14 protein-coding genes are annotated in these 15,971 nt (G+C 53.5%); 2 read left to right on the plus strand and 12 right to left on the minus strand.

Annotated elements, in window-relative coordinates:
- Positions 1-37: 37 nt before the first annotated feature.
- The 10 genes from DACE_RS04720 to DACE_RS04765 form a co-directional block, all read right to left on the minus strand.
- Positions 38-1,825, minus strand: a complete 1,788-nt coding sequence (locus DACE_RS04720; protein ID WP_005998765.1) for a HAMP domain-containing sensor histidine kinase — start codon at positions 1,823-1,825, stop codon at positions 38-40.
- A gap of 8 nt (positions 1,826-1,833) precedes the next feature.
- Positions 1,834-2,529, minus strand: coding sequence for a response regulator (locus DACE_RS04725; protein ID WP_005998767.1), 696 nt, complete (start codon positions 2,527-2,529; stop codon positions 1,834-1,836).
- A gap of 189 nt (positions 2,530-2,718) precedes the next feature.
- Positions 2,719-3,594, minus strand: a complete 876-nt coding sequence (locus DACE_RS04730; RefSeq protein ID WP_005998768.1) for an NAD(P)-dependent oxidoreductase — start codon at positions 3,592-3,594, stop codon at positions 2,719-2,721.
- A gap of 18 nt (positions 3,595-3,612) precedes the next feature.
- Positions 3,613-5,604, minus strand: a complete 1,992-nt coding sequence (gene uvrB / locus DACE_RS04735; protein ID WP_005998770.1) for an excinuclease ABC subunit UvrB — start codon at positions 5,602-5,604, stop codon at positions 3,613-3,615.
- 177 nt (positions 5,605-5,781) lie between these two features.
- The gene (locus DACE_RS17060) at positions 5,782-6,627 is read right to left on the minus strand and encodes a putative metalloprotease CJM1_0395 family protein (protein WP_005998772.1); all 846 of its coding nucleotides are present in this window, start codon (positions 6,625-6,627) and stop codon (positions 5,782-5,784) included.
- Positions 6,628-7,248: 621 nt separating this feature from the next.
- A complete protein-coding gene (gene cysS / locus DACE_RS04745; protein WP_005998774.1) occupies positions 7,249-8,694 on the minus strand; it encodes a cysteine--tRNA ligase in 1,446 nt (481 codons plus the stop codon).
- Between the two features lie 27 nt (positions 8,695-8,721).
- Positions 8,722-10,398 (minus strand): glutamine--tRNA ligase/YqeY domain fusion protein, encoded by a 1,677-nt coding sequence (locus tag DACE_RS04750; RefSeq protein WP_005998775.1) that lies wholly within the window; start codon positions 10,396-10,398, stop codon positions 8,722-8,724.
- Positions 10,395-10,904 carry a 2-C-methyl-D-erythritol 2,4-cyclodiphosphate synthase gene (gene ispF, locus DACE_RS04755; RefSeq protein ID WP_050769970.1) on the minus strand — a complete coding sequence of 170 codons (510 nt, stop codon included), beginning with the start codon at positions 10,902-10,904 and terminating at the stop codon, positions 10,395-10,397. Before ispF ends, DACE_RS04750 begins: the two co-directional genes overlap by 4 nt.
- Entirely contained in the window at positions 10,904-11,605 is a 702-nt protein-coding gene (gene ispD / locus DACE_RS04760) for a 2-C-methyl-D-erythritol 4-phosphate cytidylyltransferase (RefSeq protein WP_005998780.1), read from the minus strand. Before ispD ends, ispF begins: the two co-directional genes overlap by 1 nt.
- 93 nt (positions 11,606-11,698) lie before the next feature.
- A complete protein-coding gene (locus DACE_RS04765; protein WP_005998782.1) occupies positions 11,699-12,187 on the minus strand; it encodes a CarD family transcriptional regulator in 489 nt (162 codons plus the stop codon).
- Between the two features lie 227 nt (positions 12,188-12,414).
- On the opposite strand from DACE_RS04765, the gene DACE_RS04770 reads away from it, so the two are divergent.
- Together DACE_RS04770 and DACE_RS04775 are read left to right on the plus strand one after the other, a co-directional pair.
- Complete coding sequence (locus tag DACE_RS04770) at positions 12,415-13,287, plus strand: tetratricopeptide repeat protein (RefSeq protein WP_005998784.1); 873 nt, start codon at positions 12,415-12,417, stop codon at positions 13,285-13,287.
- A 16-nt stretch (positions 13,288-13,303) separates the two neighbouring features.
- The gene (locus DACE_RS04775) at positions 13,304-14,215 is read left to right on the plus strand and encodes a putative 2-dehydropantoate 2-reductase (protein ID WP_005998786.1); all 912 of its coding nucleotides are present in this window, start codon (positions 13,304-13,306) and stop codon (positions 14,213-14,215) included.
- 216 nt (positions 14,216-14,431) lie between these two features.
- Here the strand turns inward: DACE_RS04775 and DACE_RS04780 are convergent, their stop codons facing one another.
- Together DACE_RS04780 and DACE_RS04785 are read right to left on the minus strand one after the other, a co-directional pair.
- The gene (locus tag DACE_RS04780) at positions 14,432-15,406 is read right to left on the minus strand and encodes a thiamine biosynthesis protein (RefSeq protein ID WP_005998788.1); all 975 of its coding nucleotides are present in this window, start codon (positions 15,404-15,406) and stop codon (positions 14,432-14,434) included.
- A 194-nt stretch (positions 15,407-15,600) separates the two neighbouring features.
- On the minus strand, positions 15,601-15,924 hold the full coding sequence (locus DACE_RS04785) for a c(7)-type cytochrome triheme domain-containing protein (protein WP_005998790.1): 324 nt from the start codon (positions 15,922-15,924) through the stop codon (positions 15,601-15,603).
- Positions 15,925-15,971: the final 47 nt, after the last annotated feature.

Genomic DNA, 15,971 nt, shown 5'->3' on the forward strand with positions numbered 1-15,971 from the left:
CACACTGTGGCTCGTATTCTTTTATCGACAAGCAGGATCAGGAAACCAGCGGCAAACTGATGATAAAATCACTGCCCTTGCCGGGGGTACTTTCCACCTCAACCCGACCATGGTGGATCTGAACAATATGCTTGACAATGGCCAAGCCCAGCCCGCTGCCACCGGCCTGACGGCTGCGTGCCTTGTCGACCCGGTAAAACCGTTCAAACAGGCGCGGCAGATGCTCGGCCTCAATCCCGCAGCCCTCATCACACACGCGAACAATCGCCCGGCCATCTTCCTCATAACAGCGGATGGTGACCGTGCTGTCAGTGGAGCTGTATTTGATGGCGTTTTCAAGCAGATTGGTCAGCGCCTGTTCCAGCAGCGGTGCGTTGAGTGGCGACGTGAGATCTTGATCCAGCTCCTGCTTGAGAGTGATGCCAAGACCTTCCGCCAACACAGTGCAATCGTTAACCGACTCGGAGATCACTTCGGCCAATTTCTCCGGTTCGAGATCAAAGCGCTCGTGTTCTTCGCCCTGCTCGATACGCGACAAACTCATCAGGTCTTCGATAATCACACTGAGTCGTTCCACCTGTCGTTCAACAATCTTGAGAAACTGCTCCGACTCATCGCGGCTATCCAGAGCACCATCGAGTAGGGTTTCGACAAATCCCTTGATGGCGGTGATGGGTGTTTTCAGCTCGTGGGACACATTGGCGACAAAATCACGACGCATGGTTTCCAGACGGCGCTGACGCGTCAGATCGTTAAACACCACCAGGGCACCGATACTCTCTTCGCCCATGCCGCGCAACATCGTGCCATGAGCCTGAAGACACAGCTCCTCTTCGCCGCGAAACAGCAGGACATCTTTTTCGATGGTACGTTCGCTATCCATGGCGGCGGTAATAAACGAAAGCAGTTCTGCTTTACGCACCACTTCTTGAACCGGACGTCCGACGACGTTATCGGGATCAATTTCGAGCAGATGAGCCGCCGCTGGATTCATGCGCAAAACATTTTGGCGTGAATCAATGGCGATGACCCCTTCCACCATACTGCTGAGAACCGCATCCTGTTCGCGGCGCTGCTTGTCAATGGTGGAAATCCGTTCGTTGAGCTGTGCAGCCATTTCATTCATGGTTTGCCCCAAAGCGACGATTTCACTTGAACCACTGATACGCAACCGATGATCCAGCTGACCGGAAGCATAGCGCTCCGCTTCCTGCTTAATCTGCTCAAGAGGTCGTGTAATCCGTCGGGAGATAAACAAACTGAGGATGGAGACCAGGACAATGGCGACCACACCTCCAACCGCCAATTGCTTGCGTAACGCGACAAGACGGGAATTAACTTCATCGACGGCCATGGCGGTGCGCACCACTCCGCTGATACGACTGTCGGCGATTACCGGCACAGCCAGATACATCATATCTTTTTGCAAGGTCCGGCTAAAACGTTGCGACTTGCCGACTCCCCCTTCCAGGGCCGCCAGAACTTCGGGGCGGCTGCCGTGATTCTCCATCCGTTTCGGATCTTCACGGGTATCACCAAGCACCTCACCGCTGGGCAGCATAATGGTGATACGCGTCTCGGTACGCACACCGGCCTGACGGCACAGGTCGTTGATAAACTCCTGCTGGGAGGGCTCAAGATGTTCCCTGATCTGCAAAGCAATCAGTTCCGCACGGGCACGCAGCGATTCAACACTGTCCTGATCATGAAATTGTTTGAGAACCGTGGAGAAATACCAGCCAATTGCCACCACCGCCAGAATAATGGCGAGAACAAGCAGCGGATAGATCTGCCACAGCAGTCGCCGTGAACGCATTTTTTCCATGAAAGTGATTAATCCTTAAAACGATAGCCGACACCGCGAACGGTCTCGATACAGTGGCCGAAATTACCCAGCTTCCTGCGCAGGCCGACAATCTGCACATCCACCGCCCGATCCGTCACCGAATAGTCTTCCCCGCGCACGGCATTGACAATCTGGTACCGGGTAAATACCCAGCCGGGACGGCTGGCAAGAAAATGCAGCACCCTGAATTCGGTGTAGGTCAGATCGACACTGCGGCCATCCACCAGAACTTCGTTACGTCCTGGGTGAATCACCAGTCCATGGCGTTCAATCACCGCATCGGTTGGCACATGCTCGGTCTCATCGCCCTGCTCGTAACGTCGCAGTACCGCTTTGACCCGTGCCAGCAACACCTTGGGACTGAACGGTTTGGTGACATAATCCGCTGCGCCCATCTCCAGTCCTTTGACGATATCAGACTCTTCGCCTTTGGCCGTGAGCATGACAATCGGAATATCACGCAACTCCCGATCTTTTTTCAGCGTCTCACACACCTCCAGGCCGTCCATACCGGGCAACATCAGGTCGAGAATCATCAGATCCGGGTGTTCTTTACGGGCCTGTTCAACGCCATCCTCTCCCGTGGTTGCCGTCGTCACCTCAAAGCCATCGCGACTCAGGTTGTAGTGAACCAGGGCGAGAATATCCTCTTCGTCTTCAACAATCAGAATATTTTTATTCATCGGTTCCATCATCCTTTTTGCGCGATTTAATCCTTGCTATGTCAGGAAACGGTTAGCAACAGGTTAGACTTGCGTATGATTGTGCTTTTACTGTGATTGTTTCGCGCCATCGGGTGTGTTTCACATCAAAAATTGACAAAACCCGATCGCTGCAACCACCGTGGCTCACACTTCTAACACACCCTGCCCTTACTTCTTCTGTGGGCTCTGAACGGTTTTAATCAGGGCGCACATATCTTCGTCGGCAAACCCCATCTGGCAACCCCGTTTGGCCATCTCGTTACTTGCTGCGGCATTGGCCAACGGAACACGATGGTGATCACCAAGCTGTACCGCCAATCGCAGATCCTTCTGCAAATGTTTCAGAGGAAAATTCGCGGTAAAATTTTCTGCCAGCATGGCCGCGCCTTTGCCTTTGAACATCGGACAGGCCAACGCACCGGCGCTGAGAACATCGAGCAGGGCTTCCCCCTCCAGGCCACTGGCCTGCGCCAGGGTCAATCCTTCACTCAAAGCGGCAATCATGCTGCCCATCATCATATTGACTGTTAGTTTCATACTGGCAGCGGCACCGATCTCACCGAGAAATACGGTCTTTTTGCCCATGGCGTCAAAGCCGGGTTGAGCTTTTTCCAACAACGCCTCATCTCCTGCGGCCATGATGACCAGTTCGCCATCGCGTGCCGGTTGCACCGTGCCGGAGACCGGAGCTTCCAGATATTCACCACCGCGCGCCTGAACCGAGATGCCGATCTTTTCAGCCGTCTGCGGGTCCACCGTCGACATATCAACATACCCTTTACCGGGGCCAACCCCTTGGATCACACCGTGCGGGGAAAAGCACACCGCCATGGCCGCCTCGGGATCAGCGACCATGCAAAACGTCACATCCGCAGCAGCAACAACTTCCAGCGGGGTGCTGACCTGGGTAGCGCCAGCCTCAATCAGGTTCTGACATTTGCTCGCATCGCGGTTGTACACCGTGAGCTGGTGCCCCGCCTTGATCAGGTTCATGGCCATGGGGTTGCCCATCAGGCCGCTACCGATAAATCCGTAATTTGCCATCTCTTTTCCTTTTTTATTTTAGGATAATCCCAATTCCTGTTTTTCCAGTTTCAACAATTGATCCCGCAGTTCTGCCGCCTGCTCAAAATTAAGTTCAGCGGCGGCAGCAAGCATCTCTTTGCGGACGGCGTTGATTTTCTTGCGTAACTCTGCCGGGCTGTGCCAGTCGGCCAGCTCTTCGGCCACCTGAGCAACCTCTGCGCTAACCCCTTTGAGATCTTCGAGGATAGTGCGCATCGATTTCGATACCGACTTCGGCACGATGCCGTGCTCGGCGTTGAACGCCAACTGCTGCTGGCGGCGGCGCTCGGTTTCATCGAGACACGCCTGCATGGATCGCGTGATACGGTCGGCGTACATGATCACTCGGCCATCAACATTGCGTGCCGCGCGACCACAGGTCTGGATCAACGAGCGCTCACTGCGCAAAAAGCCCTCCTTATCGGCATCGAGAATCGTCACCAGACCGACCTCGGGAATATCGAGTCCCTCACGCAACAAGTTGATACCGATCAGCACATCAAAATCGCCCTGGCGCAGGCCGCGAATGATTTCCATCCGCTCGACGGTGTCAATATCGGAATGCAGGTAACGGACACGAATACCGATCTCTTCAAGATAGCCGGTCAGATCCTCAGCCATGCGCTTGGTCAGCGTGGTCACCAGGATACGCGCCTGGGTGGCGATGGTGTCACGAATCTGCTCCACCAAATCATCCACCTGTTGCTGCGCCGGACGAATCTCAATCGGCGGATCGACCAGTCCGGTGGGCCGGACGATCTGCTCGACGACCACGCCTTGGGCTTTTTCCAGCTCGTAATCGGCTGGAGTCGCCGAGACGTAGACAGTTTGCAGGTTCTTCGACTCGAATTCTTCAAATTTGAGCGGCCGGTTATCCAGCGCCGACGGTAAACGGAACCCGTAACCAACCAGATTCTCTTTGCGCGAGCGATCACCACGGTACATGGCACCCACCTGCGACACGCTGACATGGCTCTCATCGATAAACAGCAGCGCATCGTCGGGGAAATAATCAAACAATGTCGCCGGCGGCTCCCCTTCGCCACGCCCATCCATATAGCGTGAGTAATTTTCAATGCCCTGGCAATAGCCCATCTCCTCCATCACCTCAATATCGAACATGGTACGCTGTTCGATACGCTGGGCCTCAATCAATTGATTGCGGTCACGAAAATAGGTGATGCGCTGCTGGAGTTCGTCTTGAATCTGCTTGATGGCCCGTTCCAGAGTCGGCCGGGTGGCAACATAGTGACTGGCCGGAAAGATGCTGGTTTTATTTAACTTGTCGATGACTGTACCGCGCAACGGATCAATCTCACTGATGGCATCAATTTCATCACCAAAGAACTCAATGCGCAGCGCCAGGTCTTCCTCATAGGCCGGGAAGATTTCCACGCTGTCACCGCGCACCCGGAAGGTGCCACGGTGGAAATCGGCATCATTGCGCTGATACTGAATCTCGACCAGCTTTTTCAGCAAACTGTTGCGTTCCAGCTCCATCCCCACTTCCAGCCCGACTAACATGCCGAAATAGGCTTCCGGCGAACCGAGGCCATAAATGCACGATACAGAAGCAACAATCAGCACATCGCGGCGGGTGAGCAAGCTGCGTGTAGCGCTGTGACGCAGCTTGTCGATCTCCTCATTGATGGAAGAATCCTTTTCAATAAAGGTGTCGGTGCTCGCCACATAGGCTTCGGGCTGATAATAGTCGTAATAGGAGACGAAATATTCAACGGCGTTATTTGGAAACAGCTCGCGAAACTCGCCATACAACTGGGCAGCAAGGGTTTTGTTGTGGGCCAGGACCAGCGTGGGGCGCTGCACCCGCTCGACGACATTGGCCATGGTAAAGGTTTTACCACTCCCGGTAACACCGAGCAGAACCTGATGCGGCGCACCATCTTCGATCCCCTCCACCAACTCTTCAATCGCTTTGGGCTGATCACCAGCGGGCTGATAGACGGATTTTAACGTAAATTTGGCCATGGGTATCTCTCTGAACTAAACCGGGAAAGACTTAACCTGCAAACAGGAACCATAGCACGACTCAGTCAGGCAGACCAAGAGCACGACCGAACCAGTGACACAATTTCCTGCCAACAAAAAACGGGACATTCTTAAAAAGAACATCCCGCGATACCATTTATTTGATGAGCCGACCGATCAGGCAACCGCTCCGCCAAATTGACTGGAGAGGGTCTGCCCTTGATCCTCACTGTCCATGGATGCACTCGGTGACATGGCGGAAGCCGCAGCAGAGCGTTCAACCATGGCACTGCCCTGCGCTGACTGCTCGGCCATCAACTCAGCCTGGGCCTGAGCACGCATGCGGCTGGCCTGGGCGGCGACGTTGCGGTCCTGTGATGAGGGTTGGGCCGGAGCCAAAGCGGCAGCGCGTATCACATCGGCTTTTTCCATGGTTGCTTGAGGATCACCGGGCACTTCACTCAAATCAACATTGACTTCACCGGACACGGCATAGCGCCTGCCATCCGGGCCCGTTTCATAACTCAATGACGGTGCGCCGGTATAGGGGCCACCAACCGCAGCATGGGCGGCTTCATGAACCTGCACCTCACGGTCGCGTTGACTCAGTTGCTGAACTTCCTGTTGCTCGTCTTCGGACAGACGTGCTGTCGAGGTTTCACTGTCCTCTTCCGATCCATCGGATTCAGCGGATTCCCGGCCCTCGTCCATCTCTTCAACCGGTTCAGCCTGCTCTTCAGCAACAGTAGACCTCTCCTCGCCACTTGATTGAGACGCCTGAGGGTCAACAACACCGGGTTGCGCATTGCCCTCCTGCTGTCCAGCCATGGAGGCCTGCATCCCCTCTTCACTGATCTGTACCGTATCGACCACATTGAGCGTAGACACTCCGGTTTCAACAGGCGCAGCCTCATTTTCACCAAAATTGGTTGCTTGAGCGGTCATCCCGCCCTGACGGGCGGATGCCATGTAAGCGGCAACTTGAAGGGCTTGCGAATCTGAGGTGGTAATGGGTGTAGCCATAAATCACTCCTCCTCGAAATGACGCCGAGGATTACTTTGTGACGTAAAAACAACACGTTTAACTATAGAACTATATCATAAAGTTTTGCGATTTCCAGTAAAAAGCACGACAGCAAAAGGACTTACCCCCCCGATAAGAGTGAAACACTGCCCAACAATAGACATAAAAAATCTGGCGGCAATCGCGCTTATGTTCATTTGTTGGTGCTGCTGAACGGGAGGGTTTGGCGGCTAAAGAACAAACCCTGGTAGGGTGGGCACTGCCCACCCGTTAGATCGGTGCCACGAAAGAAATAGAGAGCGGCGTCAAACTGTTATCAACGTTTTACGCTTAAGGTTGATGAGTTGCATAATTTGCCGAGCCAAAGGGAGGCAAACCGAATCCGTAAAGCATCACGGAAACAGACTCATTGCAGGTGAGTCCAGGTTCAGGAGGTGTTCAAGCTGGCTTTTGCATACTTTTGAGCGGCTAGTCAAAAGTATGTCGGCTGCCGGGACGAAACCCGGCGACCTTGACTTTGATCTTGACCTTCAGTGGTTCGTCATTCGAAAAAAACGCGCTGACGTTCATTGTGTTCGGGCTGCTGAACGGCAGAACTGAGGTGCTAAACTAGCTATCTATTATCTAATCTTCCAATCGGTGCCCCCGGCACCATCCAGCAACAGGATCCCTTTTTCCGCCAATTCGTCGCGAATGGCATCAGAACGGGCAAAATCCTTATCCTGACGGGCCTGGAGCCGCTCGGCAATCAACGCGTCAATCTCCTCGACGGTGATATCCAGATCGGCCAGCGCGGACAGGCGTTGCTGGTTCAACCACGCCTTTGGCTCGGAACCGAACATCCCCAGCACCTTACCCAGTTCAAGGAAGGTGTCGTACAGGGAGCGGACTGAAGCAACCAGGTCGGCTTTCTTGCGAAACTTCTTGGTGGCCATCAGCCGATTCATGGTGCGGATGCCTTCAAACAGATAGCCAATTGCCTGGGCGGTATTGAAATCATCGTCCATGGCCTCGCGGAATTTAGCCGTCAATTCCGCGCCATCTGTGGCTTCAACATCACTCGGCGGGCACTCGGCCAACACCTCGGCCGCCGCCTGCAGTCCTTCGTAAAAACGGGACAAGCCTAGACGCGCTTCTTTAAGGTTCTGGTCGGAAAAGTCAATCGGCGACCGATAGTGCGCCGACAGGATAAAGAAACGCACCACTTCAGGATCGTAAGTTTTGAGGATATCGCGGATCGTGAAAAAGTTGCCCAGCGATTTACTCATCTTCTCCTGATTGACATTGACGAATCCGTTGTGCAGCCAGTATTTGACAAACGGCTGGCCCGTGGCGGCCTCGCTCTGGGCGATCTCATTTTCATGATGAGGGAACACCAGATCTTTACCGCCGCCGTGAATATCGAACGATTCGCCGAGATATTCCATGCCCATGGCCGAGCACTCAATGTGCCAGCCGGGACGCCCTTTGCCCCACGGTGACTCCCAGGAAGGTTCTCCTGGCTTGGCCGCTTTCCACAGAGCAAAGTCCATGGGGTTGCGTTTTTTCTCGCCGGGCGCGATGCGCGCACCGGCCTGCATCTCGTCGAGATTGCGTTTACTCAGCTTGAGATAACTGTCAAAGCTTTCCACAGCAAAATAGACATCGCCGTCACTGGCATAGGCTTTGCCATTGGCAATCAGCCGCTCGACCAGAGCAATGATGTGGTCAATATGTTCGGTGGCCTTGGGCTGCACCGTCGGCAGATCGAGTCCCAGTCGAGCCATATCCTCATCAAACGCCTGGATAAACTCTTCAGACAACTGCTGGCTGGTGATGCCTCGTTCGTTGGCGCGGTTGATGATCTTATCATCGACATCGGTGTAATTGCGCACGTAGGTCACATCGTAATCACTGTACTTCAGGTAGCGATAGACGATATCAAAGACAATATTGGCGCGGGCGTGGCCGATATGACAGTAATCATAGACGGTGACACCACATACATACATGCCAACCTTACCGGGCACACGGGGTTCAAACAGTTCTTTATTGCCACTGAGGGTATTATAAACGCGTAAACTCATCGTTCCTCTCTTGGGGTACGCTGCTGTTTATTTTTCTTTGGCCCACGAATCACGCAGGGTCACGGTACGGTTGAAGACCAGGGCATCAGAGCGTGAATCACGACTGTCAACACAGAAGTAACCAAGGCGCTCAAATTGATAGGCTTCCCCGATACTGGCCAGAGCCAGCCCCGGTTCAGCATAACAGGGCGACAACACCTTTATGGAATCGGGATTGATCTCATCGCGAAAATCAATCTCTTTGCTGGCACCTGGACTCTCGACGTTGAACAACCGATCGTATTGACGCACTTCCACCGGCAAAGCCCGCTCAGCCGACACCCAGTGAATGATCCCTTTGACCTTGCGTCCTTCCGGCTTCTTGCCCAACGTCTCGGCATCATGACTGCAACGCAGTTCCACCACTTCGCCGGCATCGTTGTAGATGACTTCTTCGCACTTGATCACGTAACCATAGCGCAGGCGCACTTCGCGGCCGGGACCGAGGCGGAAAAACTTCTTGGGCGGATCTTCCATGAAATCGTCACGATCAATGTAGACTTCACGACTGAACGGAATCTGCCGCTGGCCCATCTCCGGCTTTTGCGGGTGGATCGGAGCGCTGAAAATCTCTTCTTGGCCCTCGGGATAATCGGTGATCACCACCTTGAGGGGATTGAGCACACACATAGCGCGCGGCGCTTCCTCATTGAGTTCCTCACGCACACAATCTTCCAGCACACTCATATCGATCCAGCTGTCGCTCTTGCCGACACCGATCCGCTCACAAAAGGAGCGGATCGCTTTGGCCGGAAAACCACGCCGCCGCATACCGACCAGAGTCGGCATACGCGGATCATCCCACCCGGACACATGCTTTTCCGCCACCAGTTGCTGAAGCTTGCGCTTGCTCATCACGGTATAACCGAGATTGAGGCGGGCAAACTCGTATTGGCGCGGGGCAAAAATGTCCAGTTGTTCAATAAACCAATCGTACAGCGGCCGGTGATCGGCAAATTCCAGGGTGCAGATGGAGTGGGTAACTTTTTCGATGGAATCGGACTGACCATGGGCAAAGTCGTACATGGGATAGATACACCAGGCATCGCCGGTGCGATGGTGATGCGCTTTAAGAATGCGGTACATGGCCGGGTCACGCAGATTCATATTGGGCGCAGCCATATCAATTTTGGCGCGCAGCACCTTTTCGCCATCCTGAAACTCACCGTTGCGCATCCGCTCGAACAGGTCGAGATTTTCTTCGACACTGCGGTCACGGTAGGGGCTGTTTTGCCCCGGCTCGGTCAGGGTCCCACGCAACTCGCGCATCTGCTCACCGGTGAGATCATCAACATAGGCCTTGCCCGCCTTAATCAGTTGCACGGCAAAGGCGTAGAGTTGCTCGAAATAGTTGGATGCGTAATATTCGTGTTCGCCCCAGTCAAAGCCAAGCCACTGCACATCCTCTTTAATGGCATCAATAAACTCGGTTTCCTCTTTGATCGGATTGGTATCATCAAAACGCAGATGACAGACCCCGCCCATTTCTTCGGCCACACCAAAGTTGAGACAGATCGATTTAGCGTGTCCGATATGCAGGTAACCGTTGGGCTCCGGCGGGAAACGGGTGGCCAGACGGCCATCATGTTTGTTATTGGCCAGATCTTCGGCAATGATATTGCGGATAAAATCTTTTGGCTGTGTCTCTGTTACCTCGGTACTCATAATTGTGCGATGACCTTTCCTTGGTTGCGCTCTATCTTTTGTGTCAGGAGAACCACGGCCTGAGCCGATATCCCCTCCTGTTGACCTTCAAAACCCAGTTTTTCCGTGGTGGTCGCTTTGACATTCACCTGGCCGGGACTGACCTGGCAGGCTCGGGCGATGTTGTCGACCATTTGTGGCAAATACTCAGCCAGCTTAGGGCGCTGAGCAACAATCGTCGTGTCGAGATTACCGATCCGCCAGCCGCGCGACGCAGCCAGCTCAATCACTCTTTGTAACAGAGTCAGACTGGAAATACCTTTAAATTGTGGATCGGTATCGGGAAAATGCCGGCCGATATCCCCGGCAGCCAGGGCACCGAGAATGGCATCGCAAATCGCATGCAGCAACACATCGGCATCGGAATGTCCCAACAGACCCAGACGATGGGGAACCTCCACACCGCCTAAAATCAGCTTGCGCTCTTCAACAAGGCGATGCACGTCATAACCATGCCCGATGCGAATCATTTGTTCCCCTTTTCACTTGCAGTCAGAAACGCCTCAGCAATCAACAGATCTTCCGGTGTGGTGATCTTGATGTTGCGGTAACTTCCTTCGATCATGGCAACCGATTCACCCTGCCATTCCAACAGCGACGCATCATCGGTTCCATGGTAGCCCTGCTGGTAAGCCCGGTGATGAGCGGACATGATTTTACCGTAGCGAAACGCCTGTGGTGTCTGTGCCGCCCACAAGCGTCGCCGATCCGGTGTAGCAACAGCAAATCCGCCATCCACTTCCTTGATGGTGTCCTTTACCGGCACGCCAACCACACAGCTCCCATGCTCTTCAACGGCCTTTAGTACACCATTGAGCAGGTCGCCGTCAAACAAAGGTCGCACACCATCATGAATCAGGACGATATCATCCACCTGAGCCTGACAGGCTTCAAGGCCAAGGCGCACCGAATCCTGACGTTCAGCGCCACCGGCGACAACATCACGCACTTTTGTGAATCCGCCTGGCTCAATGATGTCGAGACGACAAAAATCCATCTGATCCGCTGGAGCGATAACATAAATAGAATCAACACAGGGATGCTGCTGAAAAATAGACAGGGTATGCGCAAGGACAGGGCGTCCTTGCAGACACAGATACTGCTTATGGATAGAGGTTCCCATGCGGCGGCCAAGGCCCGCTGCAGGAATCAGAACAATGACACTCATAAGCCTCGTGACAGACTACCGCTCCGGGCGGCAGCAAAACAAACGACCAGGCCATAACAGCCTGGTCGTTAAAATCGTTATAAATGAGCTATTTTAATGATGGAAGACACCTTCAACCCGGCTACAGATCTGATCTTCTTCAACGCCTTCGGCAAAGGCCACTTCCTTAACGACCAGACGGCGCGCCAATTCAAGCACCTTCTTCTCGCCATAGGACAGTTCCTTACCGTTGCCGATCATATAGAGCTCACGCAGTACGGCGGCCACTTCCAGCAGGTCACCGGACTTGATCTTTTCATTGTACTCCCGCTGGCGTCGGCTCCAGGATGAGATACTCCCAGCCATGGCATCGGTATTCTGCAGAACGTCATAGACTTTCTGCACGTGAGCTTTATCAACAAGACCACGCATCCCCACCTGCTCGGCATTGGCCGTGGGAACCATGATGGTCATGTCGCTGTCACAGATGCGCAGGACATAAAAATCGTGCTCCTCCCCCGAAAATTCTTTTGTCTCAATGGACTCTATAATTCCGACACCTTGAGCAGGATATACCGCCTTATCCCCAACACTAAACAACATGATACGCCCTCGCTACTAACACACTTGCTGCAATCCTAGGCTGGCAACAAACCGTTTTAACCGATGAGAAGCCATCTTCCCACCCTCCCCTTTTTCATTGCAACAAGTTTCCATATTACACAAAAAACTTAAAATCGTCAAGAAACACCCCGGCAATTCGCTTCTTTTTACTGGTATCACAGCAAATGGTATGTTAGCCTGATCAACTTTTCACAGGAGTTGTCGTTATGTCTCTTCGTTTAACACTGATCCTGCTGTCTGTTTTATTCCTGCAATTTTCACAGGTTAGTACCGCAAACGGCACCACGCCCGGCTTCGCGGACAGCCTGTTTAACGAAGGCGATTACTTCCGCGCCATCACCGAATACAAACGCTACCTTTACACCTATCCTGACACGCCGGCCGCAGCACGAGCCCAACTCAATATCGCCCGCAGTTACCTGCAAGCCGAACGCTGGCAGGATGGCGAATTTGCCCTACAACGGGTGATTGACAACTACCCGAACAGTGACGAGGCCGACATTGCCCGAATTCTGAGCATTGAGAGCGCTTTTAAGCAAGGTAAGCCAACTGTCGCGCTACAGACCAACAACGCCACAACATTGACCCATCTCAACCTGCTTGACCAACAACAGCGCCTGCGCATTTGGGCTCTCGCGTACCAGGGTAACTACAGCAAACTCTCATCCCTCGACCTCAGCGGATCCGGCTGCCTGACACAACAAGACCTGCAAAACTTGGAACAACTGCCGACCAAATCGCCAGCTCTGGCCGGAACGCTTTCCGCCATCCTGCCCGGTAGCGGACAACTCTACGCAAAACGCTACCGGGAAGCCGGATTGGCCTTGCTGCTCAACGCCGCCTTTATCGCCGGCGGTTTGCAGGCCATCGATACCGGCAATGAGGTTCTCGGCGGCATCCTGCTGTTTTTTGAGGCAGGATGGTATGGCGGTAACATTTACAACGCCATGAACAGTGTGCATAAATATAATCGCACCCTGCAGCAATCGACCCTGATGGAGATGCGCCAACGCAGCCACTTCTCCCTGCTGCTTGATGACGATGCGGCAATCTTGAAACTCTCTGCCCCTCTGGACTGAAAATAAGGTGACCACCATGACCATTGCCATGATTGGCTCCGGTGCCCTCGGCCTCTACTACGGCGCACGACTGCAACAAGCCGGTGAAGACGTTCACTTTCTGCTGCGCAGCGACTATGACGCCATTTGCAACAAAGGCCTGACCGTGCACTCCTGTGACGGCGATTTTTATCTGGAATCGCTACAAGGCTATCGCAACGCCCATGAGATGCCAAAAGCGGATTTGGTGATTGTCGGCCTGAAAACTTTTGCCAATCAGCACCTCAAGGAACTGATCACCCCACTACTGAGCGAACAGACCGCCATCCTGACTTTGCAAAATGGACTGGGCAATGAGGAGCAATTGGCTGAATTGTTTGGTCGCGAACGGATTCTCGGTGGTGTCGCCTTTATCTGCTCGAACCGCGGCGAACCGGGTAAAGTCCACCACCTTTCCCAAGGTGCCATTCGCCTCGGTGAGTTCAGCGCCGGACTAACCGCTCGCGCCGAACAGCTCTCGGCTATGTTCAATCGTGCTCAGGTGCCCTGTCAGGCGGTGGAGGATCTGAAAAAGATCCGCTGGGAAAAACTGGTGTGGAACATTCCGTTTAACGGCCTGTGCGCCCTGACCGACAAAACCACGGATCTGCTGCTGGCCCACCCGCCAACCCGGGAGCTTATTAGCGAACTGATGGATGAGGTTGCTAACGGCGCCAACGCTCAAGACCTGACCAGTCCGATCGACGGCAAAGCGTTTGGTGCCCACATGATTGAGATTACCGAAGGGATGGACGACTACCATCCAAGCATGATGATTGACCGTCAGCAGGGACGCCCCCTGGAACTGGAGGCCATTTACGCCATTCCACTTAAACAAGCTGCCCAACGCGGCATTGAGTTGCCGCGCATCGCCATGTTGTACAGCTTGCTGAGTGTGACCGAGAAATAGTCGGGCTTAAAGCCTGAACCACGGAGACACTAAGACACGGAGAAAATCAAAAAAGAAAAACTTCTTGAGCTTCACGATAAAGGCCTCAACAACGTTGGATAAAACCCCAAACCCCGTACCCCCACAGGAGAAAACTGAGAATTCTCCCCGATTATGGTTTCCGCTGTGCCTGCGTGGCAAAACGCTTTTGCCTTTGACTTTTCATCGGGGACCTTATCAGATCTGATACTGCACCACCTGCTCACGCGGCATCGGTGCCACCTCAACGACACGCTCCTGACCATTCTCAACAATCAGCACACCAACCCGAGCCTCCTCGCGGCCCTTACCGTAACTGGCAACAATGGCAGCGGCAGCCAGGTAATCCTCTTCACTGGCCTGACCACTGACCACACCGAGGGGGCCGGAAAAGTTCTGATTGCGCAGCAAACAACCGGAGTCACCGACAATTTTTTTCAGCCCCTCATTATTGGACTGGTTGCGCCCCAAGGTCAGTTTTGCCGTGTCGGACAGACGAAAAGGGCGACCGAGCTTCAGCAGCTCGACATCTTGACTGGTACAGTCGGGTTGATGTTCAAACAGATCGCGCAGCCTGCCGGAGAAGGAATTCTCCGTCAGCAAACAACCACCGCCGGAGGAGGGATATTTATCGACCCCCAATTCTCGCGCCAAGGCTTCCTGACGTTTTCGTGAGCGACCCTGAATATCTTCCAACTGCTCACGGTCCACCAGTCCCTGTTCTTCCATGGGGGTGATGGGCAACAGCTTGGCGCTAAGGGGGCGTAAAATACGACCACTCCAGCCTGACGCCTTATTGACCGCCATGAGAGCCGTATGAATCTGACTCTTGGGACGTTGACCGAGCACTTCACCGGAAAACAGGAAATCATAGCCCTGCTCTTCCATCAGGCGACCAGCAATTTCGAACATCTGGGCATGACAGTCGATGCACGGATTCATGTTTTTGCCGTAGCCGTAGCGGGGGTTTTTGAGCATCTTCAGATGCTCCTCACTGATATCCATCACCTGCAACGGCAGATCGTAGCGTGCGGCCATCTCCTGAGCTTTGGCATCATCAAAAAACGGCGTCACAAAACAGAGGCAATGTACGTCAACCCCTTGTTTGCGTAACAACAATGCGGCAAGAATACTATCGAGGCCGCCGGAAAAAATACCCAGTGCTTTGGTCATTGAAACATGAATCCTTACGATAACTTGAATAAAGAAGAGCCCCTATAAAAGGCTCGCGAAGTCCAGGGATAGCGGTTGTACAATCAACAACAATAAACAAGCAGGTTGACCCGACAGATCAACCTGCTTGAAAAATGTTCTTTGTTTGACGAAAAATTCAGAGGGTGAACGTTACAGTCCAGACCATCAAAATATTAACGTTTGTGACATTTGGCACAATGTCCTTTAGCAGCAAAGGCACGCCCGCCATCGTGGCAGATACCACATTGCTTACCGGCGTAAATTTGCGCCATGGTGATCTTGACCGTTCCCTGCTTCATCTTAGGGAAGACATCAGGGTTATGGCAGTCACGGCAGCCTTTTTCTGCAGCATTGTTATGCAATGTGCCGTCAAAGGTCACTGCGCCCATACTTGATCCGGCAAAGGTCAAACTTTTCCCTTTGGGTACAGCCAGAACCGTAGAGGACCAGCACAACGCCAACATCCCTACGATCACCAATACCATCACTCTCTTCATCTGATCCTCCTGTGATTTATTGAAGTTCCGTTACTCAGGTAAACGGG

It is taken from the genome of Desulfuromonas acetoxidans DSM 684, from assembly GCF_000167355.1.
Lineage (GTDB): Bacteria > Desulfobacterota > Desulfuromonadia > Desulfuromonadales > Desulfuromonadaceae > Desulfuromonas > Desulfuromonas acetoxidans.